Annotated in this window: 18 protein-coding genes; 11 read left to right on the top strand and 7 right to left on the bottom strand. The window is 71.6% G+C overall.

Annotation, left to right across the window (positions count from 1 at the left end):
• Positions 1 to 56: 56 nt before the first annotated feature.
• From ACZ34W_RS30190 to ACZ34W_RS30205, 4 genes are read left to right on the top strand one after another with little or no spacing between them, the layout of a single operon-like run.
• Positions 57 to 797, top strand: a complete 741-nt coding sequence (locus tag ACZ34W_RS30190) for an LbetaH domain-containing protein (RefSeq protein WP_465608590.1) — start codon at positions 57 to 59, stop codon at positions 795 to 797.
• 2 nt (positions 798 to 799) lie between these two features.
• Positions 800 to 2104 carry a UDP-N-acetylglucosamine 1-carboxyvinyltransferase gene (locus ACZ34W_RS30195; RefSeq protein WP_465608592.1) on the top strand — a complete coding sequence of 435 codons (1305 nt, stop codon included), beginning with the start codon at positions 800 to 802 and terminating at the stop codon, positions 2102 to 2104.
• A gap of 2 nt (positions 2105 to 2106) precedes the next feature.
• The gene (locus ACZ34W_RS30200; RefSeq protein WP_465608594.1) at positions 2107 to 3150 is read left to right on the top strand and encodes a serine hydrolase domain-containing protein; all 1044 of its coding nucleotides are present in this window, start codon (positions 2107 to 2109) and stop codon (positions 3148 to 3150) included.
• Positions 3151 to 3161: 11 nt separating this feature from the next.
• Positions 3162 to 4193 carry a UDP-N-acetylmuramate dehydrogenase gene (locus ACZ34W_RS30205; protein ID WP_465608596.1) on the top strand — a complete coding sequence of 344 codons (1032 nt, stop codon included), beginning with the start codon at positions 3162 to 3164 and terminating at the stop codon, positions 4191 to 4193.
• Between the two features lie 129 nt (positions 4194 to 4322).
• Here ACZ34W_RS30205 and ACZ34W_RS30210 read toward each other — a convergent pair whose 3' ends face one another.
• Positions 4323 to 5714 (bottom strand): restriction endonuclease, encoded by a 1392-nt coding sequence (locus ACZ34W_RS30210; protein ID WP_465608598.1) that lies wholly within the window; start codon positions 5712 to 5714, stop codon positions 4323 to 4325.
• A gap of 2114 nt (positions 5715 to 7828) precedes the next feature.
• Between ACZ34W_RS30210 and ACZ34W_RS30215 the strand changes: the two genes are divergently transcribed.
• From ACZ34W_RS30215 to ACZ34W_RS30225, 3 genes are all read left to right on the top strand, one after another.
• Complete coding sequence (locus ACZ34W_RS30215; protein ID WP_465608600.1) at positions 7829 to 9034, top strand: hypothetical protein; 1206 nt, start codon at positions 7829 to 7831, stop codon at positions 9032 to 9034.
• A gap of 522 nt (positions 9035 to 9556) precedes the next feature.
• Positions 9557 to 11020: an MFS transporter gene (locus ACZ34W_RS30220; RefSeq protein ID WP_465608602.1), complete on the top strand. Its 1464-nt coding sequence runs from the start codon at positions 9557 to 9559 to the stop codon at positions 11018 to 11020.
• Positions 11021 to 11271: 251 nt separating this feature from the next.
• Complete coding sequence (locus ACZ34W_RS30225; protein WP_465608604.1) at positions 11272 to 12399, top strand: NADH:flavin oxidoreductase; 1128 nt, start codon at positions 11272 to 11274, stop codon at positions 12397 to 12399.
• Positions 12400 to 12499: 100 nt separating this feature from the next.
• On the opposite strand, the gene ACZ34W_RS30230 is transcribed toward ACZ34W_RS30225, so the two are convergent.
• Together ACZ34W_RS30230 and ACZ34W_RS30235 are read right to left on the bottom strand one after the other, a co-directional pair.
• On the bottom strand, positions 12500 to 13435 hold the full coding sequence (locus ACZ34W_RS30230; RefSeq protein WP_465608606.1) for an AraC family transcriptional regulator: 936 nt from the start codon (positions 13433 to 13435) through the stop codon (positions 12500 to 12502).
• Between the two features lie 96 nt (positions 13436 to 13531).
• Positions 13532 to 14458: an NADP-dependent oxidoreductase gene (locus ACZ34W_RS30235; protein WP_329488623.1), complete on the bottom strand. Its 927-nt coding sequence runs from the start codon at positions 14456 to 14458 to the stop codon at positions 13532 to 13534.
• A gap of 246 nt (positions 14459 to 14704) precedes the next feature.
• Between ACZ34W_RS30235 and ACZ34W_RS30240 the strand changes: the two genes are divergently transcribed.
• Positions 14705 to 15244: a carboxymuconolactone decarboxylase family protein gene (locus ACZ34W_RS30240; RefSeq protein WP_442906817.1), complete on the top strand. Its 540-nt coding sequence runs from the start codon at positions 14705 to 14707 to the stop codon at positions 15242 to 15244.
• A gap of 112 nt (positions 15245 to 15356) precedes the next feature.
• On the opposite strand, the gene ACZ34W_RS30245 is transcribed toward ACZ34W_RS30240, so the two are convergent.
• A complete protein-coding gene (locus ACZ34W_RS30245; RefSeq protein ID WP_465608609.1) occupies positions 15357 to 16913 on the bottom strand; it encodes an alpha/beta fold hydrolase in 1557 nt (518 codons plus the stop codon).
• A 98-nt stretch (positions 16914 to 17011) separates the two neighbouring features.
• Here ACZ34W_RS30245 and ACZ34W_RS30250 point away from each other — a divergent pair, with 98 nt between their 5' ends.
• Positions 17012 to 17986 carry a helix-turn-helix domain-containing protein gene (locus ACZ34W_RS30250; RefSeq protein ID WP_465608619.1) on the top strand — a complete coding sequence of 325 codons (975 nt, stop codon included), beginning with the start codon at positions 17012 to 17014 and terminating at the stop codon, positions 17984 to 17986.
• 55 nt (positions 17987 to 18041) lie between these two features.
• Here the strand turns inward: ACZ34W_RS30250 and ACZ34W_RS30255 are convergent, their stop codons facing one another.
• The 3 genes from ACZ34W_RS30255 to ACZ34W_RS30265 all read right to left on the bottom strand — a co-directional run bounded on the left by ACZ34W_RS30255 (position 18042) and on the right by ACZ34W_RS30265 (position 22071).
• On the bottom strand, positions 18042 to 18548 hold the full coding sequence (locus tag ACZ34W_RS30255; RefSeq protein WP_329488626.1) for a DinB family protein: 507 nt from the start codon (positions 18546 to 18548) through the stop codon (positions 18042 to 18044).
• Positions 18548 to 19345, bottom strand: coding sequence for a VOC family protein (locus tag ACZ34W_RS30260; protein ID WP_465608612.1), 798 nt, complete (start codon positions 19343 to 19345; stop codon positions 18548 to 18550). Before ACZ34W_RS30260 ends, ACZ34W_RS30255 begins: the two co-directional genes overlap by 1 nt.
• A 221-nt stretch (positions 19346 to 19566) precedes the next feature.
• Positions 19567 to 22071 (bottom strand): terpene synthase family protein, encoded by a 2505-nt coding sequence (locus tag ACZ34W_RS30265; protein WP_465608614.1) that lies wholly within the window; start codon positions 22069 to 22071, stop codon positions 19567 to 19569.
• Positions 22072 to 22528: 457 nt separating this feature from the next.
• Between ACZ34W_RS30265 and ACZ34W_RS30270 the strand changes: the two genes are divergently transcribed.
• Together ACZ34W_RS30270 and ACZ34W_RS30275 are read left to right on the top strand one after the other, a co-directional pair.
• Positions 22529 to 23122, top strand: coding sequence for an HhH-GPD-type base excision DNA repair protein (locus tag ACZ34W_RS30270; protein ID WP_329488629.1), 594 nt, complete (start codon positions 22529 to 22531; stop codon positions 23120 to 23122).
• A 123-nt stretch (positions 23123 to 23245) separates the two neighbouring features.
• A complete protein-coding gene (locus tag ACZ34W_RS30275) occupies positions 23246 to 23524 on the top strand; it encodes a DUF2087 domain-containing protein (protein WP_465608616.1) in 279 nt (92 codons plus the stop codon).
• Positions 23525 to 23612 lie beyond the last annotated feature (88 nt).

Below are 23612 nucleotides of genomic sequence, written 5' to 3' on the forward strand. Positions count from 1 at the left end.
GTCATCACGACCTCCCGCTCGTCCTTCCCCTCCCTCGCCCGAGAGGAGAACCGGCCATGCACCGGCTGACCGACGCGCCCCGGATCGACACCGATCTGGAGCACATCGACTACCGCACCACACCCGCGTACTACATCGACACCGAACAGGTCACCGACCCGGTGATCCTGCACCTGCTGAACTGCTGCCCGACCGTGTTCGGCCTCAAGAAGGCCATGGTCGACCTGCTGGCCGGACACCTCGGCATCGCGCTCCCGGAGCCCGCCGGAACCGTCGAGCCCGGCGCGACGGTCCGGGGCAACGTGGTCGTGGCGGCCGGGGCCGTCATCGCCGAAGGCGCGTTCGTCACCGGCCCCGCCCTGGTCTGCCCCGGCGCCGTGATCGAGGCCGGCGCCCGCGTGCGCGACAACGCGGTCATCGGCCCCGGCTGCCGGATCGGGTTCGGCGCCGAGGTCACCCGCTCGCTGCTGACCGGCGGGGTCTTCATGAAGCACACCAGCTTCGTCGGCGACTCCGTACTCGGCCTGGGCGTCAACATCGGCGCGTTCGTGTCCACCACCGGCCTGCGGGTGACCGCCGGCCCGGTCACCGAGCCGGCCACCGAGGAGGTGTGCGCCCACCTCGACGGCCACCGGATCGCCACCGGCCAGACCAAGTTCGGCGCCGTGGTCGGTGACGGCGTGATCGTCCCCGCGGGCACGGTCCTGCAGCCGGCCACGCTGATCGGCGCGCACACCCTGCTCTACCCCAAGACTCAGGTCGGGGGCTTCTTCCCCGCCGGAAGCCAGGGAAGGTAGCCATGCCCACCACCGACGCCCCCGCGACGACCGACGAGCGCGCCGTGTACATCACGGGCGGCCGGCCCCTGACCGGCACGGCCACCGTGCAGGGCAGCAAGAACATCGCCCTTCACCTGTACGCCGCCGCGATCCTGGCAGACGACCCGCTGACCCTCGTCGGCGCTCCCGAGATCCTCGACACCGGCGTGGTCGCCGACATCCTGCACGGCACCGGTACCCGCACCGCCGTGGTCGGCTCCGAGTTCACCACCCACCCGGCCGACTTCTACTTCCCCGTCGTCCCGGACGACCTCGGCAGGCGCATCCGCACCACCGCAGTGATGGCCGGTGCTCTGCTGGCCCGTGCGGGGAAGGTCACCTTCCCGCTGCCCGGCGGCGACGCATTCTGCGCTCGGTACATCGACCGGCACCTGGCCGCGATGGTGGCTGCCGGGGCCGAGGTGGAGGTGGACCGGGGACGGGTCCGGGCCCGCTTCACCGGCAAGCGGCTGCCGTTCGTCACCGACGCCGAGACCCGTGCCTGGGGCCCGAGCCTCGGAGCGACGGTCACCGCTATGCTCCTGGCCGCCCGCACCCCCGGCACCTCGGCGATCCTCAACCCCAGCGTCGAACCCGAGGTCACCCACACCGCCGCCCTGCTCTCGCAGGCCGGCGTCGGCATCGAGTGGCGGGGCAGGAACGCCCTCAACGTCACCGGCACCGACCGCATCCAGGGCGGGGTGTTCACCGTTCCTCCAGACCGGCTGGAGGCCGCGACGCTGGCCCTGGCCGCCGCCATCACCAGCGGCACCGTGCACCTGGACGGCTTCCCCGCCGCTGCCTTCCCGGACGGCCTGGTATCGGTGTTCGCCGACGCCGGCATCCGGCTCGACCCGGTGGACGGCGGGACCACCGCCAGCACCCCGGCCGGACCGCGGGCGGTGCAGACGGCCACCGGCCCGCACCCCGGCTTCCCGACCGACGTGCAGCCCCAGCTGACCGCCTTCCTCACCCAGGCCGAGGGCGCCTCCCGGATCGAGGAGCGGATCTACACCCGGCGCGACACCCACCTGCCCGCCCTCGCCGCGTTCGGCGCCACCGTCAACGCGAGCGGCTCGATGATCACCGTCCGGGGCCGGTCCCCGCTCGCCGCCGCCAACGTCGTCGGCGAGGACATCCGTGCGGCGACCGCCCTCGTGGTCGCCGCCCTGGCGGCTGAGGGCACCTCTACGATCCGAGGGATGTATCACCTGCGGCGCGGATACGGCAGCCTGCTGCCGAAGTTGGCCGCGCTCGGTGCCGACCTGACGATTGACCAGGAGTAGTCGTGACCAACACCGTGCCGTGGAAGCCGAACGCGCGCGCCGACCTGCGCGAGTGCCTGGACCTGATGGCCGCTGACGGCACCGTGCCCGGCGGAGTCATTGCCCACGGCACCTTCGACACCGAGCCCGGCTACCTGGCCTCGGGCGTCGTCGCCCCCGAGTGCGGCGACGCCCGGCCGGGGCCGGACACGGTGTACGACGTGGCCTCGCTGACCAAGGTCCTGGCCACCTGGCCGCTGGTCGGCGCTTCCCTCCTGGACGGCTTCACCCTGGACACCCCGATCCGCGAACTGCTGCCCGACATCCCGGCCGACGCCCCCGGCGGCCGGGTCACACCCCGGCAGATCCTCGCCCACACCTCCGGACTCCGCGCCGACACCCGCCTCGACCAGTACCGCAACCGGGCCGAATCGCTGGCCCAACTGATCTGCGGAGAGGCTCTGATCGCCGACCCCGGAGCCGGACACCGCTACATCAACCGCGGATTCATCCTCCTCGGCCTGGCCCTGGCCCGCTACCGCTGCCGACGCCTGGACGAGCTGGCGGCCGAGCTCTGGCAGGACCTCGGCATGACCAGCACGACCTACGGACCGGTGCCCCGCTCCGCTCAGGTCGCCCCGACCGAGCAGCGGTTGAACGGCGGGCCCCGGCTGTGGGGGATGCCGCACGACGACAACACCGCCCTGCTCGGCGGAGTCGCCGGCCACGCCGGGGTGTTCACCACCCCGGCCGATCTCGCCGCCTTCGCCACCCACCTGCTGTCCTCGCACGCCACCGGCGGGCCCCTGGGCCGCTGGCTCGCCTACAGCATGCGGCCGCAGGCCGAGATCGAGCCGGGCCTCGACCGTGGCCTGGCCTGGATTCTCGCCGACGAGGGCAGGCTCGCCTACCACCACGGCTTCACCGGGACCAGCCTCTACCTCGCCCCGGCCACCGGCCGCTACCTGGCCATCTGCACCAACGCCGTCTACCACCACCAGGACAACCGCACCCGCCTCGCCCCGCTGCGTGCTCTCGCCCTGAAGGCGATCACCGACGAACCCTAGGAGGACCACCCGTGCCCAGCACCACGCTCGCGTCCCTCACCACCCTGCGGCTCGGTGGCCCGGCCAGCGACGTCCTGCAGGTCGCCGACCCCGACGACTGGTTCGAACTGGTCCGTACGATCGGCGACCGGCAGGGTGCGCCCCTCACCCTCGGCCACGGCAGCAACGTCATCGCCTCCGACACCGGCCACGAGGGCACCGTCGCCGTGATGAACACCCGAGGCATCACCGTAAAGCGGGCGGACGACGACACGGTGGCCGCGACCGTCCAGGCCGGCCACCCGCTCGCCGACCTCGTCCAGTGGGCCGCAGCCGAACACCTCGCCGGGATCGAGTGCCTGGCAGGCATACCCGGCACTGTCGGCGCCGCCCCCGTCCAGAACGCCGGAGCCTATGGCCAGCAGGTCTCTGACGCCCTCGACCACCTCACCGCCTGGGACTGGGACATGGGCCGCCTGCGGACCCTGCCCGCCCAGGCATGCCGGCTCCGCCACCGCGACAGTCGCTTCAAAAACGACCCCGGCCGCTGGACAATCCTCACCGCGACATTCCACCTCACCCGCTCACCGGCTGCCCCGATCAGCTACCAGCCGCTCGCCGACGAACTCAGCGTCCACGTGGGCGCCCGACCGCCCGTCGCCGAGGTGGCCGCCGCCGTCCTCGCCAACCGTCACCGCCGTGGACTCCTCCTCGACCCCCACGGACCCGATGCCCGCCAGGCCGGATCGGTCTTCCTCAACCCACCCGTCACCGCCGCCCAAGCCGCCCGCTGGTCGGCTGCCGGCTGCCCGGTCCACACCGACAGCGACGGGCAGCTGCGTGCCAGCGCCGGCTGGCTGCTGGAGCACACCGGCTACCGCCCCGCCTACAAGATCGCGGCCGGCATCCGCTGCTCGGAACGCCGGACCCTCACGCTCACCGCCCACGACGGAGCGACCGCGGCGGGCTTCGCCCGGGCCCTGACCGAACTCTCAACGCAGGTCAAGATCGCAACTGGGATCTCCCTCCAGCCCGAGCCGATGCCGGTCGGTGCCTGGGCATGAAGAGCCACGTGGGAACCGAGACCTTCATGACGAGGCCAAGACCACCCACTCCGCACCACCCCCACCGACAGCCCCGACGAGGCGCGAAGCGCACCAGTACGGCCCAGGTTCTGGAAGTGAACCTCTGAACTATGGCCAGGCCAACAGCTCCATGGCCGGCACTCCCCACTCAATCCATCGCCGAACCTCCCACACCCCCATGAGTCGAATGCCGTGTGCGCCTGCAAACTGAAGGGTCGGCTTCGTGTAGAACCCGTTCGTGACAACGATGGCGACATCGGCCCGATGCTCCGGAACCGCGGTCCCGTTGAATGCCTGCAATGCCCCTGTACCGACATTGGCTCCCTTAGAGGTGTGCTTGCACTGGACCACGACCCTCTGCCCGGCCGGGGATAGTGCAATTACGTCCGCACCGAGGTCCCCAGGCTTTCCCTGATCCTGGATTATCGTGAATCCGTCCTGTCGCAGCCGTCCGGCTACCAGCCGCTCAAAATCCTGGTGATGCATTGTCCGTATGGCCTCCATCGAGAGGCTTCTACCGGACCGCAGCAGCCCGATCCTGAGGTCTTCCAAGCGCGCAACGTCGTGGACCGAGTCGCGACAGCCCTTCAGGGCGGCCCGATACACCGCTTGAGCGGAAGTCAGCCCGGCAGAGAACCCAGCAACCGCCTCCACCTTCAGCGACGCTTCCAGGTCAGGAATAGCCTCCTCTCCCGGTACAAGGCGAAACGCAGGCTCAACCCTCTCCCAGAACCTCCCACATTCCTCAACACTAGCGTCCACCTCAGTCCGCAGATTTGCCAGAGTCGCAGCCAGCTTTCCTGTAGCGGACGAGAGGTCGCTAGTACGTTCTGGCGGCACCGAGCGGCCTACAGGACAGGTGAATTCGGCCTGATGAACCTTGATCGCCGCTGCTGCTTCACGTTCAACCCGCTCCTGGTGAGCCCGCAGTTCCGCATAGACATGCCGCAGGTAGCGACCTTCTCCGCTGAGAAGGTGTCCGTCCAGGTGCTCTCTGCGGCGATGCTCTTTCAAGGCCAGCTCGTGGATGGCATTGCGGTGCCGGGCCATCAGTTCGACGAGCCGCTCGCGCGCCTTCGCCAACTCGAAATAAACGCCTGCAATGGCTTCGAACTCCACGGACCATTCTGGCACCCGCGGCTCGCGTGCGTAGAACCCACTGGTGTCGTAGCCGAGAAGCCTCTGCATGGAGCGTCGAAGTCTCCGAGTGCGGTCAGCCGCATCAGCAACCGCCTTCTTCTCAACCCCAAGAAGGGCTACAAGGTCGCGGCAAGCTGCTTCACACGACTCCTCGAACCTGGCAGATGGCGGGCCATAGTTAGGTCCTGCCCCGTACTGACCGACCTTCACCCGCCTCTCCATCTCCTGAAGTTCCCTATCGACCAGGTCACAGTGCTCCTGGAACGCCTCCTCTGCTTCCAACAGGAAATACGCCTCCTCGTTCCACAGCCACACCGCCAGCATTTGAGTCTCATCGGCAACTGCGATCTGCCTCCCCATCCATTTACGAAGTCGCGGATCGGAGTACCGGGGAGGCAGCACGGGAAGAGAGAGATCAATTTGCACTCGCGGATGCTACACAAGAAAGACTCGCCTTGCCTGCCTCCGCTCACGGCTGGATGGCCAGTGCCGCTCTCGGGAACTCGTGGCTGCCTTCGTGGCACCGGACAGACAGGTCCAAAAGTCATCCAGCAATTGATCTTGCAGCGCGCGGAGACGCGTTGGCCGACGCATCGTCAAGGTTCTTATTGGGTAGCCGGTGCAGGCGCCCTGCAACCACGAAAATCTGAAGGTGCTTGGCCACCAACCATTCCCCGAGCGGCCACTCCCGTGCCTTCCCGAGCGACGGCTCCTGAAGGGCCGCACCAGACGCACTTCCCTCGGCCTGCCTGGCAAATTGGGCACCGCCGGCGATTCACGCCGATCCATCAACCTACCGCCTCGAACTGACGCAGCGGCCTTTCCTCCGCGAGAAGTTGGCATAGCGCTGGTTTGCAGGTGTCGTGCAGCGAGAAGGCTGTCACGGTCCCCTGCTGCATATCGTGAGAGGTGCTGTTTGAAGCCGTCACGCGGCGAGTCACGGTCCAAGAAGCCCGCGAGCCGGCCTGGTGAGGACATGCTCCGTGCTGTCCTTGCGAAGGCACCCACCGAACAGCGGAAGCTCGCTGATGGCCGAGATACGAAGGCCGTTCTCCTCGGCATGGTCCATGAGTGGGGCGAGATCCGCGGTGGCAAGGTCTGGTGCGAAGTCATTGGCAGCCGGTGGGCTCACTTGTCCGATGACTCATGGGTCATCGGCGACTATCGTCCACTCGGCCTGAGTGCGGACATGTGCGCGGTCAGCGATCACGCGGTGGCACGAACCTTGGCTTCCGGCTACCAGACAATGATCTCTAGCAGCGTGCCCCCGGTGTCCTACTGGAGTGTCATCACCACGCTGGAGGACGTCATACCCGTCATGCTCGCTGTCCTTGACCGCGAACTGACCGGAGCAATCGCGTGCCTCGATTGGTACCTCCAGACAACATGCTCCCCCAGGCTCTGCCCACATCACCCAGACGGCGACGGCCCCCCGATCTGCGGCTCGACCGCCTGTGCAGACGCTGCACCCGACAGCCCTTGTGACTGTGTCTGCGGGGGCGAGAATCACGGCATCGGCAGGGGTGCACTCCGTACTGCACGCCCCGGAGCACCCGACTGGTCCTCCGTGCCGGCACCGTTGTGGCAGCCGGGCTTCGGCACCGTAGAGGTAGATCCGACACACCGCCGGATTGCTGGACGTAGTCCGTTCAGCCGGCATGGCACTCGTGTACGTGCCCCCTCAGTCGCGTGGACCGGCACGGTAGAAGGTGCACCAGCAGCCCGAAACTGAGCACCACCTGGTCTCAGTTTTGGTCTCATTCACCCCCGTCCAGCCGGGTTCAGCCGCCGCCCAGCGGTTCGCTCCGTCGCAGTTCAGGACGGGTGAACCTCGGCGGACGGCGTTCGGGAGAATTGGAAAGCGTGTTGGGGGCAACCCCTCACGAGTTCGAATCTCGTATCTTCCGCCTCTGCCAGCCATGGCAGCACGAAGGCCCCGACCGCCCAGCGGTCGGGGCCTTCGGCGTCTCCGGGGCACCGTGGGCCCGAGGCCGTTCGGGTCTCACCCGTCCACCTGCCACAGGCAAGGCGTCATCCCACCGCTGGCGGAGCGGGTCGATCCCGGACGCGGATGTCGACCGCCCACGCGTTGGCCTGGTGGATCCGGTCCACGCGGCCGCCATCGGTGGCTTCCGCCGGGCTCCACGCGCCACCGATCGGTTCGCCGGCCTGAACCCGGCGGCTGCCACGGTGGTCACGGAGGCGCACGTCGGCCACGCCGACCAGGGCCGGTCGAGGTCGCCCGAGCGACAAGAGCGCCCGGAGCGGACGCTCACCGAAGCCGGCGCGGCCCGGCGTCGCGAGCCCACCCGGTGGCGAGCCACGGCGAGACTCAGTCCGACGCCTCCGAATTCGACTCCGCGGCGGTGGCGGCTCCGGAACCCGGTCCGCCCTCCTCCGGGTGTTGCGGACATGCTCAACGCGCCCATAACGTGAGTGACCGTTGATCCATTCACGTGGAGAGGCTCGCCTTGATGATCCGTCATGTCAGAACTGCGGCGCGAGCGATAGTCGCAGCCGGCCTGCTCATCACCGGCACGCTCGTCGGCGCATCGCCGGCGGCGGCAGCTGCGGCACCGACGACCCTGAGCGCGTCCGAGTACACCCTCACCGCGAACTACCACCAGTTCGACACGCTCAACTCGGCCCTCGTCACGGCGCTGGGGACGTCTGCCGTGCACACGGTGATGGAGAACGCGAACCACGACCGGCAGGCGCTCCCCGCGTCCTTCTCCGTCGGCGGCCTGTCCACCGGCTTCCGGTTCGACGACGGCGACAACTCCGACTGCCAGAGCTTCCCGCAGGGCATCACGACGAGCCGGGACGCCGTGGGGACCGCGGACAGCGGCAACTACGACGGCCATCAGCTCGTGCTGGTGAGCTGGTACACCAAGGACGGCTGCGGCGGCGCCCAGCAGCGCAGTCGGATCACCCTGGTCGACTGGGACGCCACCTACCCCAACACCTACCGCAAGATCCTCCTGGTGGAGCCGACCGGCACCGCGGCGGCGCCGGACTTCAAGGACATCCCGATCCACGCCGGCGGCGTCTCGTGGAACGGCGACTACCTCTACGTCGCCGACACCGGGCGCGGCATGCGCGTCTTCGACATGCGCAAGATTCTCAATACCGACTCCGGTGGCACCGCCGACCAGATCGGCCGCCAGTCCGAGACCGTCTACTACGCCCACAACTACGCCTACGTGCTGCCTCAGATCGGTACGGTCACGTCGCAGACGACCTCCGGCACCAACCTGGTGTGGTCGTCGGTCTCCCTCGACCGGGTCAGCAAGTCGGTCGTGATGACGGAGTACACCTGCCAGTCGGGCTGCACCGACTACCCCAACCGCCCGCCCAGGGCCGTCCGCTTCCCGTTCGCGTCCGGGGCGACGACGTTCGCCGCGACGACGACCGCCAGTCAGGCCCTCCAATTGCCCTGGTACAACCTCAACGGCGTGGCTTCCCACAACGGCCGGTGGTGGTTCAACTCCTCGGGGCAGAAGAAGCTCTACTACTGGACTCCGGCCGCGGGCCCCTCCACCTTCGCCTGGGTGGGCGGCGGCGAGAGCCTCTCCTACTGGGAGGACACCACCAACCCCGACCTGCTGTGGTCGCTGCAGGAGACCACGGGCGGACGCAACGTCTTCGCGGTCACCCAGGCCACCTACGGCGGCGGCTGAGCACAGGACCTGTGTCCGCGCACGCGACCACCGCGGCCCGCAGGGTCGACCCTCCCGCCCGTGTCCTCCCGCGCTTGCGCCCAGGACCCAGCAAGCCGCGTGGTCCCGGTTCTGCTCTCGTTCAGCACCAGGAGACGTGCGCGGACTGCGGTGGACTTACCTGGAGAGATTGGGAAGGCGTGTTGGGGGCAACCCCTCACGAGTTCGAATCTCGTATCCTCCGCCGGCAGAAGTCCCGGACCGCTCAGCGGTCCGGGACTTCGTCGTTCATCGTGTCCTCTGCGAGGGGGGACGAAGGGCCCCGACCGCTGTGCGGTCGGGCGCCTCGTCATGTCGCGGTTACCGTCGTCCACCGGCGGACCGGCCCGGGAATTGACCCATGGAATGGGTGGTGGAGTGCACCATATGAGCGGTCTCTGGGGACCCTAGATTCATTGGTGTGAGCAGCACGAGGCGCCCGGAGGTGTGGGTGGCGGCCGTGCTGTCGTTCTTCCGGCCCCCTACTCGAAAGCAGGCTTCGCCATGCCTTCGTCCAGTCCCGCGCCCACGTCCGCGCGTCTCGGTCTCACGCTGGCGCTGCTCGCGTTCGCCCAGCTGATCATCTCGATCGACTACAACATCGTCTACGTCGCCCTGCCGGACATCGGCTCCTCGCTCGGCTTCTCTCCGCAGAGCCTGCAGTGGGTGGTCAGCGGATACGCCGTCGCGTTCGGCGGGTTCCTGCTGCTCGGCGGGCGGGCGAGCGACCTGTTCGGGCCGCGCCGGATGTTCGCGCTCGGGCTCGCGCTGTACGCCGGGGCCTCCCTGCTCGGCGGGCTCGCGACCGGGCCCGGCCTGCTCGTCGCCACGCGGGCGGTCCAGGGGGCCGGGGGCGCGTTCCTCTTCCCCGCCACGCTCACCCTGGTGTCCACGAGCTTCGCCGAAGGCAGGGACCGCAACCGGGCGTTCGCCGTCTGGGGCACCGCCGGCGGCAGCGGGATGATCCTCGGGTCGCTGCTCGGGGGCGTCCTGACGGAGTCGTTCGGCTGGGCCTCGGTGTTCTTCGTCAACGTCCCGCTGGCGGGCGCCGCCGCGCTGCTGGCCTTCGTGCTGATCGCTCCCGACCTGCCCCGGGCCGCCGGCCGCTCGTTCGACCTGGCCGGTGCGGCCGCCTCGACCGTCGGCAGTACCGCCCTGGTCTTCGCGCTCGTCCAGGGCCCGGAGGCCGGCTGGACCTCCGCGCTCGTGCTGACCGCCACGGCGGTGGGCGCCGCCCTGGTCGCGACCTTCGTCGCGATCGAGCGCCGCAGTGCCGATCCGCTGCTGCCGCTGCGCCTGTTCGGCAACCGGAACCTGGCGACCGGCACCCTGGTGACCTTCCTCTACATGGCGACCTTCGGCACCCTGCTGTACTTCCTCACGGTGTACTTCCAGACCGTGCACGGCTACGACGCGCTGAGCACAGGCCTCGCCTTCCTCGTCCCGATGGCCTCCATCGCCGTGGGGTCGCAGACCGCCGGGCGGCTGGCGACCCGGTTCGGCATCCGTCCCGTCCTCGTCGCGGCCCTGCTCCTCGGCGGTGGGGGTGCCGTGCTCGTCGGGGCCACCATGTCCACCGGCGGCTCGTACGGGACACTCGTCCCCGGGCTGGTCGTTCTGGGCCTCGGCCAGGGTGCCGGGTACACCCTGATGTTCGGCGCTGCCGCGCTCGGGGTCCCGGCGCGGGAGCAGGGCATCGCCTCGGGTGTCGCCTCCACGAGCCAGCAGGTCGGCGGGGCGGTCGGCCTCGCGCTCCTGGTGGCCGTCGCCAACTCCCCCGTCGCGGAGGGACTTTCGGGCGACGCGCTGCGCGCCGCAAGTGCCGACGGGCTGCGTACCGCGGTGTACCTGGCCGCGGCCGGGATCGCGCTCACCGCGCTCGTGGCGCTGCGGTTGGAGAAGCCGGCGACGGCACCGCAGGCAACCGGGGCAGCGGCCGCCGGCCCGGCCCCCGTCGTGCACGTCTGACATCCACAGGAGCAGCACCTCCGCACCTCTGACGGACATCCCGGTACTTCGCGCGGTGCCGCCCTCCCGGAGCGGCACCGCGCGTTTCCGCCCTCCGGCCAGGCACGCCGGACGAGCCCGGCGCTCCGGTCGCACCGGGCGCCGCAGTGGCCCGGATCACAGGCCCGCTTGCCGGGTGGGCGAAATGGAGGGACCCGCGCAGTGGTTGACACCTGAACATCGCACCCGCCGTCCGACCACGAGGGAACCCCATGACCAGCACCGCGTCCTCCGCCTCCCGTGCGGCCGAGCTGCTCGCGCGGCCCGTCGAGCTGAACGGGCTGACCGTCCCCAACCGCATCGTGATGGCGCCGATGACGCGCCAGTTCTCGCCGGGCGGCGTACCCGGCGAGGACGTACGGGCGTACTACGCCCGGCGGGCCGCCGCCGGGGTGGGGCTGATCCTCACCGAGGGGACGTACATCGGCCACGAGTCGGCCGGGCAGAGCGACCGGGTGCCCCGCTTCCACGGGGAGGAGCAGCTGGCGGGGTGGGCCGAGGTCGCCGCGGCCGTGCACGCGGCGGGCGGCACGATCATGCCGCAGCTGTGGCACATCGGCATGGTGCGCAAGCAGGGCGAGCCGCCGTTCGCCGACGCCCCCGCCATGGGCCCCTCCGGCCTTCGGATCGACGGTACCGAGGGCACCGGCAGGGCGATGACCAGGAGCGACCTGGACGACGTCATCGGCGCCTTCGCCGAGGCCGCCGCGGCCGCCGAGCGGATCGGCTTCGACGGCATCGAGCTGCACGGCGCCCACGGCTACCTGCTCGACCAGTTCCTCTGGGCGGGGACGAACCGGCGGACGGACGCCTACGGCGGCGACCCGGTCGCCCGGACGAAGTTCGCGGCCGAGATCGTGGCCGCCGTCCGGGAGGTGGTGTCGCCGGAGTTCCCGGTGGTCTTCCGCTACTCGCAGTGGAAGCAGGAGGCCTACGAGGCCAGGCTCGCGGAGAGCCCGGAGGAGCTGGCGGACATCCTGACCCCGCTCGCCGAGGCCGGCGTCGACGTCTTCCACGCCTCCACCCGCCGCTACTGGCGGCCGGAGTTCGAGGGCTCGGACCTGAACCTGGCGGGCTGGACCAGGAAGCTCACCGGGCGGCCCGCGATCACCGTCGGCTCGGTCGGTCTCGACGGCGACGTCATCCGCAGCTTCGCGGGTGAGGGTGCCACCGTGCAGGGCATCGACAACCTCCTCGACCGTCTGGAGCGCGACGAGTTCGACCTGGTCGCCGTCGGCCGGGCGCTGCTCCAGGACCCGCAGTGGGCGGCGAAGGTCCTCGCCTGCCGCTTCGACGAGCTGAAGCCGTACGACGTGTCGGCCCTGGCGACGCTGAGCTGACGTCCAGTCATGTCCCGTGCCCACCGCCCGCCGACCGCCACCCGCCGCCCGCGCCACACCGGGCGGCGGGTGGCGGGCACGGCCGTGGCGGCCGCCGGCCTCACGCGGCGCGGGCGGTGCGCCGGTAACTGCCGGGCGGCTGCCCGTACTCGCGCTTGAAGGCCTTGGCGAAGGCGTACTCGGAGCCGTAGCCGGTCCGGGCGGCGACGGTGGTCAGCGGGGCCTCGGACTCGCGCAGCAGGGTCGCCGCCGTGGTCAGGCGCCAGCGGGTCAGATAGGCCATCGGCGGTTCGCCGACGAGCGTGCTGAAGCGGCGGGCGAAGGCCGCGCGCGAGAGTCCGGCCCGGTCGGCCAGCGACTCGACGGTCCACGGCGCCGCGGGGGCCTCGTGGATGGCGGTCAGCGCCGGGGCGACGGCGGAGTCGCCGAGCGCGGCGGCCCAGCCGGCGGCCGCCGCGGGGGGCTGGTCCTCGAACCAGGCGCGCAGGATGTAGAGGAGCAGCGAGTCGATCAGGGCGGGGACGATCCCGGCCGAACCGATCCGCGGCTTCTCCAGCTCGGTGCCGAGGAGTTGGACCGCCGCGCTGAGCTCGGGGTGGCGGCCGTGCCGGGTGGGCAGGTGGATGACCGCCGGCAGCTGGCGGACCAGCGGGTGCGGACGCCCCTGGTCGAGGTGGTAGTTGCCGCACAGCAGGCTGGTGCGGGGGCCGTCGCCGCCCAGGGTGACCATGCCGATCGGTGAACCCGGCCGGTACTGGTCGGGCCGCTCGGTCTCGGCCGGGGTGGCGGGGTGGTCGGCGAGGATGTGGCCGCGGCCGTCGCGCAGGAAGACCACGTCGCCGGGGCTGAGCGCGATCGGCTCCGCGCCGGGCGCGTCCTCCAGCGGGACCAGCCAGCACGTCCCGTACAGCACCACGTGGAACCCGGCCCCGGCGACCGGGGGGAGGCGCAGGCCCCAGGGGGCGCGGCCCTCGGTGCGTACGGACGTGGGCTGCCCCGTCCGCATCGAGCTCAGCGCCTCGGTCAGGATGTCCAACGCCTTCCCCCCGCTTCCCCGTTCGTCCGACGTGTCCGGCCCATCCGGCCCATCCCGAATATCCGGCACGTCCGGCCCTCCACTGTAGGACCGCGCTCAGGCGACGGTGAGGACGACCTTGCCCTGCACCCGGCCGGACCCGACCAGCTCGTGGGCCTTGGCGGCCTCGTCGAGCGGAAAGGTCTCGCTGACGTGCGGGCGGACGCGGCCCGCGTCGACGAGTGCGGCGATGGCCTCCAGCGAGGCGTAGTCGGGCTCGACCGAGATGCCCGCGAAGTGCCGGCCGGCGGCCTCGATCCGGGCGGCGAGCTCCTGGTTCCAGTGCTCCATGATGCTGACCAGGGTGCCGCCGGGGCGCAGGACGGCCAGGGCGCGGTCGCCCTCGGAGGAGGAGTCGAAGACGACGTCGACGTCGCGGACCGCCTCGGTGTAGTCGGTGGTCCGGTAGTCGATCACCTCGTCGGCGCCCAGGCCGCGAACGAACGCGTGCTTGGCCTCGCTCGCCAGGGCGATCACATGGGCTCCCCGGGCCTTGGCGATCTGCACGGCGAAGTGACCGACGCCACCGGCCGCGCGGTGGATCAGCACCCGCCGGCCCTCGGTCACCCCGGCCGCGTCGACCAGGCCCTGCCAGGCGGTCAGGGCGGCGAGCGGGAGGGCGGCGGCGTGCACGTGGTCGATCGTGGCGGGCTTGCGGGCCACCTGACGCGAGGGGACGGCGATGTACTCGGCGTACCCGGTGGCGGCGCGGGGGAAGAACGGCATGCCGTACACCTCGTCGCCCGCCTTGAACCGGGCGCCCGGGCCGGCCTCCTCGACGACGCCCGAGATGTCCCAGCCGACACCGAACGGCGGCTCGCCCAGCAGCGGGTAGGCCCCCGACCGGACGGCTACGTCGACCGGGTTGACCCCGCTCGCGTGGACCCGGACGAGGACCTCGCCGCCGAGCGGGGCGGGGCGGTCGATCTCGACGGTCTCCAGGACCTCGGGGCCGCCGAAGGACTGCTGGGTGACTGCGCGCATGGGAGGACTGCCTTCCTGGCTCGCCCGGCCCTCGTGCGGACCGGTTCTCGTTGTCCCCAACCCTAGGAAGGTCCGACGAGCCGATGAATATCCTTCAGTCTTCGGAAGATGTCTCAGCGTCTCGCGCGGCGGGCGCTCCGCTCCCCGGCGCCCGGATCAGCCCGCGACTGGTGAGACCACAGCAATTGACCCGCCATCATGCTGCTGGAATGCACTGCTCCACCGGTCTTCCGAATCGCTAGATTCATGGTCATGACGAACGCCGCCGCAGCCGCGCCGACCACCACGCCCACCGCCGCCCCCCACACCCCCGGCACCCCCGCCGCCCGGTCTCCCCGGATCAACTTCGCCAAGGCCGCCCCGGCCGCCTTCAAGGCCCTGATCGGCTTCGACGCCGCCGCCCGCGAGGGCCTCGACCCGGCGCTCGTCGAGCTGGTCCAGATCCGCGCCTCGCAGCTCAACGGCTGCGCGTACTGCCTGCACCTGCACACCTCGGACGCCCGCAAGGCCGGCGAGACCGAGGAGCGGCTGCACCTGGTCGCCGTCTGGCGTGACGCCGCGCACTTCTTCACCGCGCAGGAGCAGGCCGCCCTCGCGCTGACCGAGGCCGTCACGCTGATCGGCCAGGCCGGCCTGCCCGACGACGTCTACGCCCGGGCCGCCGCGCAGTTCACCGAGGAGGAGCTGGCCCGGCTGCTGGCCCTGGTCCTCACCATCAACACCTGGAACCGGATCGCGCTCAGCACCGCCAAGGTCCCCGGTACCGACGAGCGGGCGGCGCACTGACCGCCCCGTCGCGGCGAGCCGCCGTCGACCCGAGGGCCCGGCCCCACCCCCGCCGGGGCCGGGCCCTCGGCCGCACCCGGCCCGTGACCGGGCGGAACGGGCGGCACCTGGCTCAGAGGTGCCCGAGGACGGAGCGGACGGCCTGCTCGACGGCCGCGCGCGACTCGTCCGTCGGGTCGACGGTGTCGAACCCGTGGTGGCCGTGCGGGACGTCGATCACCTGGAGGTCCGTGCCCCGTGCCTCGGCGGCGGCCACGAACTCCTCGACCGTCGCGGCGATCTCCGTGACCTCCAGGCCCACCCGGGTCAGGACGACGGGCAGCCGCCCGGCCCCGGCCAGCGCGTCCACCGGGCGGAACCGGCTGTCCACGCCCTGCCAGCCGGGCAGCGGCGCGAGGATCGGGTAGGTCACGGCGAGGCAGCGCAGCCAGGACGGGGGTGCGGAGAGCCAGTCCGCCGAGAGCGGGCCGCCGCCGGAGAAGAACCAGAGGGCGATGCGGTCGCCGTCGACGCGCGGGTCGGCGCGGAGCAGTTCGACGGCCTCGGCGACGTCCGCCGCGGCGAGCGGGTAGTCGGCGAGCGAGTGCAGGCGGTGGTCCAGGGTCGCGCCGATCACGCCCTGGCTCGCCGCGTACCGGCCGTAGCCGACGTAGGTCGTCCAGTCCCGTGGGGTGGGCCGCACGGTCTCGGGGACGGGGCCGCCGTGGACGAACAGCACCGCCGGACGCGGCGCGGCGGCCGTGTCGGCCGCACCGGCCGGGTTGGCACCGGCCGCACCGGCGCCGTCCGGGTCCGCCGGCAGGTAGAGGTCGACCCGGCCGATCCGCTCGCGGGTCTGCTCGGGCACGTCCAGCACGAACGGGCGCAGGTAGCCCGGCAGTTCCTGGGCGGGCGCCGCCGCCAGCCGGTGCCCCTCGCCGGCCGCGGCGCCGAGCAGGAGCTCGGCCAGCTCGTCCGGACGGGAGAGCATCGGCCAGTGGCCGGTGTCCAGGTCGAAGAGGCTCACCCGGGGGTCGGCGAGGGCCTTGAACTGCGGCATGCCCAGCGTCATCAGGCCCTCCAGCTTGGCGATGCTCATCCCGCTCTCCGTGCAGAAGATGCCGGAGGTCGGCACGGTGGCGAGGGCCCCCGAGAGCCTGAGCGGCTGGGTGAAGGTGGCGCTCGGCTGCGGCGAGGCGAGACCGGTCAGCCGGGCCAGCGCCTCCTCCGAGAGCCCGGCGGTGCTGCCCCAGCGCTGCCACCCGTCGGCGGCCGGCGGGTCGATCCACCTCCCGCCGTCCCGGTCCGCCGGGTCGAGCAGCCGCCGGCGGACCTCCTCGTCCGGGACCAGCTGAACGGCGGCGTCACCGTCCTGGGGCAGGCCGGCGTCCAGGTAGACGATCCGGGCGATCCGCTCCGGGCGCCGGTCGGCCGCGCCCAGCACGGGGTGGATGCCGTAGTCGTGGCCGACGATCACCAGCTCCGTCGCCTCCACCCCGTCGATCAGCCGCACGACGTCCTCGATGTGCGTCTCCAGCCCGGTGTCCGGACCGGCCGCCTCGCGGCGCTCCCCCAGCCCGGTGAGCGTCGCCGGGTACACCTCGGCCCCGGACTCCTCCAGCCTGGCGGCCACCTCGCGCCACATCTCTCCACCGGTGAAGGGCCCCGACACCAGCACGAACGCCGTCATGATCGTCTCCTTGCGCGGATCGTCCCCGCAGGCGGCCCGCCGGCCGCCCGCGCACACCGGTACGGTAGGAACTCCCCCTGAGGGAGGTTCAAGCCTTGCTGCCGTCAGACGTCATGTGGAGCATCGGCGAACTCGCGGAGCAGGCGAGCGTCACGGTCAAGACCGTCCGGTACTACTCGGACCGCGGCCTGCTGCCCGAAGCCGGCCGCAGCTCCGGCGGCCACCGCCGGTACGGCCCGGAGGCGCTCGACCGGCTCCGGCTGATCCGCTCCCTGCGCGCGCTCGACCTGCCCGTCCCGGAGGTCGGCCGGGCCCTGGAGGACGAGTCGGCACTGGAGGGCGCCGTCGCCCGGCAGTTGCGCGAGCTCGGGTCCCAGCTGGCCGCCCTGCGCTGGCGCGAGGCCGCCCTCCAGCTGCTCCAGGACTGCACCGCCGCCGAGCGCGCCGACCGGCTGCGTCTGATCGGCGCGGTGACCAGTCCGCCCGACACCACCGTGCTGGCCCGCTTCTGGCGCCGGGTGCTGCCCCCGCGGCTGCCCGCCCCGCTGCTCACGGCGGTCGTCGACGCGGCCGTCCCGCAGCTCCCCGACGATCCGACCCCGGCCCAGGTGCTGACCTTCGCCCGGCTGCACGCGCTCACCGCCCCCGGCCGGCTCAGCATCGACGTCTGCCGGCCCGACCTCCGCGAGCCCGACGAGGACTACCGGCCGGCGGTGCTCTACCAGGGCCTCGGCACGGCGTACGAGCTGGCGGCGGCGGAGATGGCGGACGGGGCGGGGCGGCCCGGCGAGGCGCTGGACTGCTTCGTCGCCGCGCACGCCGACTCGCGCGGGCTGCGCGACACCCCGGAGTTCCGCCGCCGGCTCGGGTACGTCCTCGACCAGACCGCCGACCCGGTGATCGGCCGCTACTGGCAGCTCGCCGCGGAGCTCGCCACCCCGGCCGGCGGCCCGCCCGCCGTCACGGCCGGCTCCGCCCACGAATGGCTCCGCGCCGGGCTCGGCACCACCCCGCCGGGCACCACCGCGCCGGGCGCCTTCACCCCGGACGTCCGACGCCCCGAAGCCGCCTGAGCGCCCGCCGCCCTCGCAGCCCCCGCTTCCGGCGCAGCCCTCAGGGCCGAGGCCCTCAGCCCATCGTCTTCGCCCCGTCCAGCGACTCCCGGATGATGTCCGCGTGCCCGGCGTGCTGCGCGGTCTCCGCGATGATGTGCAGCAGCACCCGGCGCACCGACCAGCCGGCGCCCGGCTCGAACCACGGCGCCTCCGGCAGCGGGTGGACGAGGTCCAGATCGGGCAGCGTCGAGACCAGCTCGTCCGTCTCGCGCGCCACCCGTTCGTACGCGGCGAGCAGGCCCGCCAGCGTCTCGCCGTCCGTCATCCGGAACTGGCCCTCCCAGTCGATCGAGCCCCGTTCCATCGCCTCCGCACCGCCGACCGCGAACCGCGACCAGCGTTCCTCGACGCCCATGACGTGCTTGATCAGACCGCCCAGGCACAGCTCGCTCGCCGTGGTGCGCCGGGCGGCCTGCTCGTCGTCGAGGTCACGCACGGTGTACCGGAGGAAGCCGCGGTGCTTGTCCAGCGTCTGGAGCAGGTCGGCACGCTCGCCGCCCGCCGGTGCGCCGGCAGCCATCAGGCGTCCGCCATGGTCGGCATGGGCCCGGAGGTCGTGCCCAGGTCGATGACGCCGAAGGCCGCGCCCTGCGGGTCACCGACGGCGGCGAACCGGCCGAACGGGCTGTCCATCGGCCCGAAGAACAGCTGTCCGCCGTGCTCGGTCACCTTGGCGATGGCGGCGTCGCAGTCGTCCACCGAGAAGTAGACGCTCACGTACGAGGGCGCCTCGGGGGGCATGTCGTCCGGTCCGACCTTCATCCGGCCGAGCGCGGGCCGGTCGGCGACCTGGAAGATCTTGTAGTCGACCTGGTCGGTGTCCATCCGCTTGGTGCTGTAGGGGAAGACCGCGGGGAAGAAGGAGTCGGCCTTGCCCGGCTCACGCGTGAGCACCTCGGCCCAGGTGTACGAACCCGGCTCGTTCTGCTTCTCGAAGCCCTCGTGGCTGCCGGCCTGCCAGACGCCGAAGGTGACGCCGCCCGGGTCCTTGGCGATCGCCATCGAACCGAAGTCGCCGACCTGCATCGGCCCCATCAGCACCTCGCCGCCCGCGGCGCGGATCTTCTCGACGGTCGCGGCGGTGTCCGGCGAGGCGAGGTACAGGCACCAGGCCGACGGCACGTCGTCCCCGGGCATCGGCGGGACGACGGCGGCCACCGCCTTGCCGTCCGAGTACGCCGTCGTGTAGTTGCCGAACTCCGACGCGCTCTCGCCGAAGGTCCAGCCCAGCACCGCCCCGTAGAAGGCCTTGGCGCCGTCCAGATTCTTGAACATGGCGTCGGCCCAACAGGGTGTGCCCTCAGGTAGCACGGTCATGATCCTGCCCTCCATGTAACGGTTTGTCCCGATTCGTCACAGTAGCCAGTCCCCCGTCGGACCGCGCCCCGAGTACCCGCACCGCGCTGCCCGTGCCCTCCGCACCCGCCCTCCCCGACCCCTGCCCTTCCCGGCATCCCCGGCATCCCCGGCATCCCCGGCCGGACACGGCGACGGCCCGCCGGAGCACCCCGGCGGGCCGTCGCGAGAACCGGTCACCGCTACACGTCGGCCGCACCCGCCGGAAGGGCCGCCGGAAGGGCCGCCGCGAAGGCGAACCGCGACGCCGCCGTCCCCAGTCCGGGCGCGCCGAACGGGAGCGCGCCCCCGGCACCGACCGGGGCGCCCTCCGGCACGGCCGTGGCCGGGGCACCCACGCCGTCGGCCGGCACCTCCGCCGCCGGCGCCGCGTCCGCCTTCGGCACCTCATGGGCCGCCGGCCCGGCCGGGAGCCCGGCCGCCCTGCCATCCGCCCCCGACCCGCGCCCGAAGTGCCGCCGAAGGTCCGCCTCGCCGTACCGGTGGCAGTCCCGGTGCCAGACGTGGATGCCCGCGAGCCAGTTCTCCAGCTCCTTGACGTACCCGTCCAGCAGCTCCCGGGCCTCCGGCTCCAGCCCGAAGTCGTCGTACAGCACCGGGAACTCGTTCTGCGCCACGTGCTCGAACTGCCGCAGCCGCGAGTGCATCAGGTCGTCGACGATGCCGACGGCCGAGGGGTAGTCGCAGTTGAAGAAGTTCTGCACCACCAGGACGGCGTTGTGCACCTCGCCCTCGTACTCGACCTCCTTCTGGTACGAGAAGAGGTCGTTCATCATGCACGCGTAGTCGGCGGCCGCGCTCTCCAGCGAGCGCATCGGCCCGCTCTCGTAGATCTCCGGCGGGACGGCCTGGCCGTGCGCCAGCCGGCACAGGCTCATGGTGAGGTCGGAGCCGAAGGTCTTCCGGCGCATCTCGATGTAGTCCACCGGGTCGGGGATCCGGTGCTGCGCCTGGTTGTTGAGCTCCCAGACCCAGCTCAGGGTCATGTCCTCGATCGCGGCGCGGAACTTCCGCCGGGCGTCCGGCGTCATCGGGGCGCTGGTCCGCTCCCAGAGGTCGGCCAGGCCCCGCTCCAGGGCGTTGACCGGCACCGGCGCCGGGCTGTCGTCGACGGGCATGAACGTCGAGAAGCGCTCGGTGAGCAGCTTGGCGCCGACCAGGTCGCGGGTCCGCCCGTAGACCACCGGGTAGTAGTCGTCGCCGTAGGTCCCCCACGTCAACCACGCCGAGGTGAGGTCGAGTTGCTCGGGGGTGGCGTCCGGGTGGATGCCGGCCGAGCAGAGCGGGAAGTCGTAGTCGGCGAGCTTCTCGGCCGTCCAGATGCCCGAGCCCGGTACGCCCGGCTGCGCCTCCAGCATGCCCATCCGGGCGGCCCACGCCACGGTGTTGAGCCGGGAGGCGTCAAGGTGCGGGCTGAGTTCGACGGTGTACGGGAGCCTGAACTCCGGCAGCCTGGAGGCCCCGACCCGCTGGAACGGCACATGGCCGTGCGAGCGCGCCCGCCGCACCGCCGGGTCGACGCCACCGGGCGAACCGGGCGTCCCGTTCAGCGTGTTCACCCCACTCAGCGAGCCCAACTCACCCAAGCCGCCGGGAAGTCCGCGCCCCGACCCGGCCCGCAGCACGTCCAGCGCCGACGTCCCGACCCCGCCGATGGCGTACTGGTCCCACCAACGGGCCGGCGCGGCGGACGCGCCGCCGCCGTTCATGTACCGGCTGGACCGCATGTGCCACTCGTGGCCGCCCGACTGCCAGTCCTGCAGGCCCTTGACGTACGCCATCACCCGCGCGACGCCCGCCGGGTCCAGCCCGGTCTCGGTGAACAGCCAGGGCAGCTCGGTGAACACGGTGTTCTCGAACTGCTGGAGCCGCGAGGTGAGCAGGTCGTTGACGGCGTCCGCGGCCTCCTGCGTCGTGCAGCCCAGGAAGGTCTCCAGCACGAGGATGCCATTGCTCAGCTCGCCCTCGTCCTCGACCTCCCGCTGGTAGGAGAAGATGTCGTTGCGCAGGTGGACGCCGTCCGAGAAGGCGTCCATCAGCACCCGCAGCGGCCGCGAACCCGAAACCTCCTTCGGCACTTCGGCGTTGGCGGCGTACTCGATCAGACCGGCCGACCAGGGCGCGCCGCCGACCTTGCGGCGCATCTCGATGTACTCGACCGGGTTGGCGATCCGGCCAGCGTTGATGTTGGCGAGTTCCCAGAGCGACTCGTTGAGCAGGTTCCGGGTGCTCTCGGCGAACCGGATCCGCCAGTCCTCCCCCATCGAGGGCACCGTGCGCCGCCACAGATCGGCCAGGCCCGCCTCGACCGGGTTGGTGGGCTCGGGCATCGGGGTCGACGGGTCGGCCGGCATGAACAGCGGCAGCCGGTCCAGATAGGCCTTGCCGCCCTCGCGGTCGTTGCTGCGCTTGAAGATCTCCAGGAAGTGGTCGTCGAAGAAGAAGACCCACACGTACCAGTCGGTGACCAGCGACAACGCCTCGGCAGAGGCGTCCGGGTGGGTGTACGCGCAGAGCAGGCCGTAGTCGTGCGCCTCCAGATCGGCCTGGTCCCAGATGCCCGACCCCTCCAGCATCCCCATCTCCCGGGCCCACGCGGTGGAGTGGGCCCGGGCGCCTTCGAGATGGGGGTTCAGGCGCGCCGGGTGCGGCACGTAGAAGGAGGGCAGTTCGAACGGCTGAGTCACCGGGCGAGCCTTTCTGGACGCGTCGAGGAGGCCGACCGGCCCGGCGGAGCGGAGCCGGTCGGTCCGCTGCCCCACGACCCGGTCGGCTCAGCATTACCCCTCGCCGACGATCTCCACCGGACAACCGCAACAGTCGTATGAGATAACCCATTTCCCCCGAACACCCGCCCGATAGAACGCACGCTTCTCGTTCACCTGTGCGGACGGAACAACCCGGCGCCCATCCTCGGGGGCGAGCCGTTCTGCGGAAAAGGATGTTGACGGCGGGTCACCGATCCGGACGGATTACCCGGGCCATTCCGACCGCGCGACGATACGCCAACGAACTACCCAGGCGGGCCAAGGGCGGCCAACTCAAGCAATCCGTTCCGACGGGCGTGTTGACCCGCTCCCCTCATCGCCCGTCCACCAGACTGGGCGACGATCCGAGTCTCCACGATCCGAGGAGGGCCTGCCCATGAACGTCACCGTCCGGCTCGCGCAGCAGCCCGAGGCCGACGACCTGCTCGGGCGCAGCGCGCTCGCCGCGCTCGTCGGGATGCTTCTCGACCAGCAGGTGCCCATGGAGTGGGCGTTCACCGGCCCGCTCACCATCGCGCAGCGTCTGGGCCGGGACGACCTGGACGCGCACGAGATCGCCGTCCACAACCCCGAGGCGTTCGTCGCCCTGCTCTCCGAGAAGCCGGCCGTGCACCGCTACCCGGCCGCGATGGCCAAGCGGGTACAGCAGCTCTGCCAGTTCGTGGTGGCGCAGTACGACGGCGACGCGGCGGCGCTCTGGCGCGACGTCGCGACCGGCCGGGAGCTGCTCAGCCGCCTCAACGCCCTTCCCGGCTTCGGGAAGCAGAAGTCGCAGATCTTCCTCGCGCTGCTCGGCAAGCAGTACGGCGTGCGGCCCGAGGGCTGGCGCGAGGCGGCGGGCCTGTACGGCGAGGAGGGGGCCTACCGGTCGGTCGCGGACATCACCGGCCCGGAGTCGCTGGAAAAGGTGCGCGCCCACAAGCAGGAGGTGAAGCGCGCCGCCAAGGAGGCCAAGACCGCCAAGGTCTGATGACCGATCACTCCTGCTGCCCGGCACTCCCGAGGAGTGCCGGGCAGCGGCGCGTGGCGCCCGGCCCGGCGCCCGCCCCGAAAACGGGTTGCCCGCCCAGCCCCGCCGGGTGAGGCTCGACGGATGACCGACACCGACAGCCAGGACAGCCCCGGCGTGCGTTCCCTCTTCTCCGGCGACGGCCGGCTGACCACGATCCCCCGCAAGGCGGCCCGCCGCGAGCAGCTGCTCGCCCACCTCGCCGGCACCCTCTTCGAACCGGGCCGCTGCTACAGCGAGCGCGAGGTCAACGAGACGCTGCGGGCGGTGCACGACGACTACCCGGCCCTGCGCCGCTTCCTGGTCGAGGCCGGCCACCTGGCGCGTCCCCAGGACGGCAGCAGCTACCGCCGCGCCGCCTAATGGGAGCTATGGAACCGGGGAATGCTCAGTTCCATAGCCGCCAGCAGGTGAGCACTATCGGCGCCGGAACCGTTCGAGTTCTGGGTTC

The organism is Kitasatospora sp. NPDC022856 (assembly GCF_055561235.1).

What these genes read in the sequence shown, in the direction of transcription:
- ACZ34W_RS30190 (WP_465608590.1), top strand. Translation starts at nt 57, where the DNA reads ATGCACCGGCTGACCGACGCGCCCCGGATCGACACCGATCTGGAGCAC.
- ACZ34W_RS30195 (WP_465608592.1), top strand. Translation starts at nt 800, where the DNA reads ATGCCCACCACCGACGCCCCCGCGACGACCGACGAGCGCGCCGTGTAC.
- ACZ34W_RS30210 (WP_465608598.1), bottom strand. Translation starts at nt 5,714, where the DNA reads ATGGGGAGGCAGATCGCAGTTGCCGATGAGACTCAAATGCTGGCGGTG.
- ACZ34W_RS30215 (WP_465608600.1), top strand. Translation starts at nt 7,829, where the DNA reads ATGATCCGTCATGTCAGAACTGCGGCGCGAGCGATAGTCGCAGCCGGC.
- ACZ34W_RS30220 (WP_465608602.1), top strand. Translation starts at nt 9,557, where the DNA reads ATGCCTTCGTCCAGTCCCGCGCCCACGTCCGCGCGTCTCGGTCTCACG.
- ACZ34W_RS30225 (WP_465608604.1), top strand. Translation starts at nt 11,272, where the DNA reads ATGACCAGCACCGCGTCCTCCGCCTCCCGTGCGGCCGAGCTGCTCGCG.
- ACZ34W_RS30235 (WP_329488623.1), bottom strand. Translation starts at nt 14,458, where the DNA reads ATGCGCGCAGTCACCCAGCAGTCCTTCGGCGGCCCCGAGGTCCTGGAG.
- ACZ34W_RS30240 (WP_442906817.1), top strand. Translation starts at nt 14,705, where the DNA reads ATGGTCATGACGAACGCCGCCGCAGCCGCGCCGACCACCACGCCCACC.
- ACZ34W_RS30245 (WP_465608609.1), bottom strand. Translation starts at nt 16,913, where the DNA reads ATGACGGCGTTCGTGCTGGTGTCGGGGCCCTTCACCGGTGGAGAGATG.
- ACZ34W_RS30255 (WP_329488626.1), bottom strand. Translation starts at nt 18,548, where the DNA reads ATGGCTGCCGGCGCACCGGCGGGCGGCGAGCGTGCCGACCTGCTCCAG.
- ACZ34W_RS30260 (WP_465608612.1), bottom strand. Translation starts at nt 19,345, where the DNA reads ATGACCGTGCTACCTGAGGGCACACCCTGTTGGGCCGACGCCATGTTC.
- ACZ34W_RS30270 (WP_329488629.1), top strand. Translation starts at nt 22,529, where the DNA reads ATGAACGTCACCGTCCGGCTCGCGCAGCAGCCCGAGGCCGACGACCTG.
- ACZ34W_RS30275 (WP_465608616.1), top strand. Translation starts at nt 23,246, where the DNA reads ATGACCGACACCGACAGCCAGGACAGCCCCGGCGTGCGTTCCCTCTTC.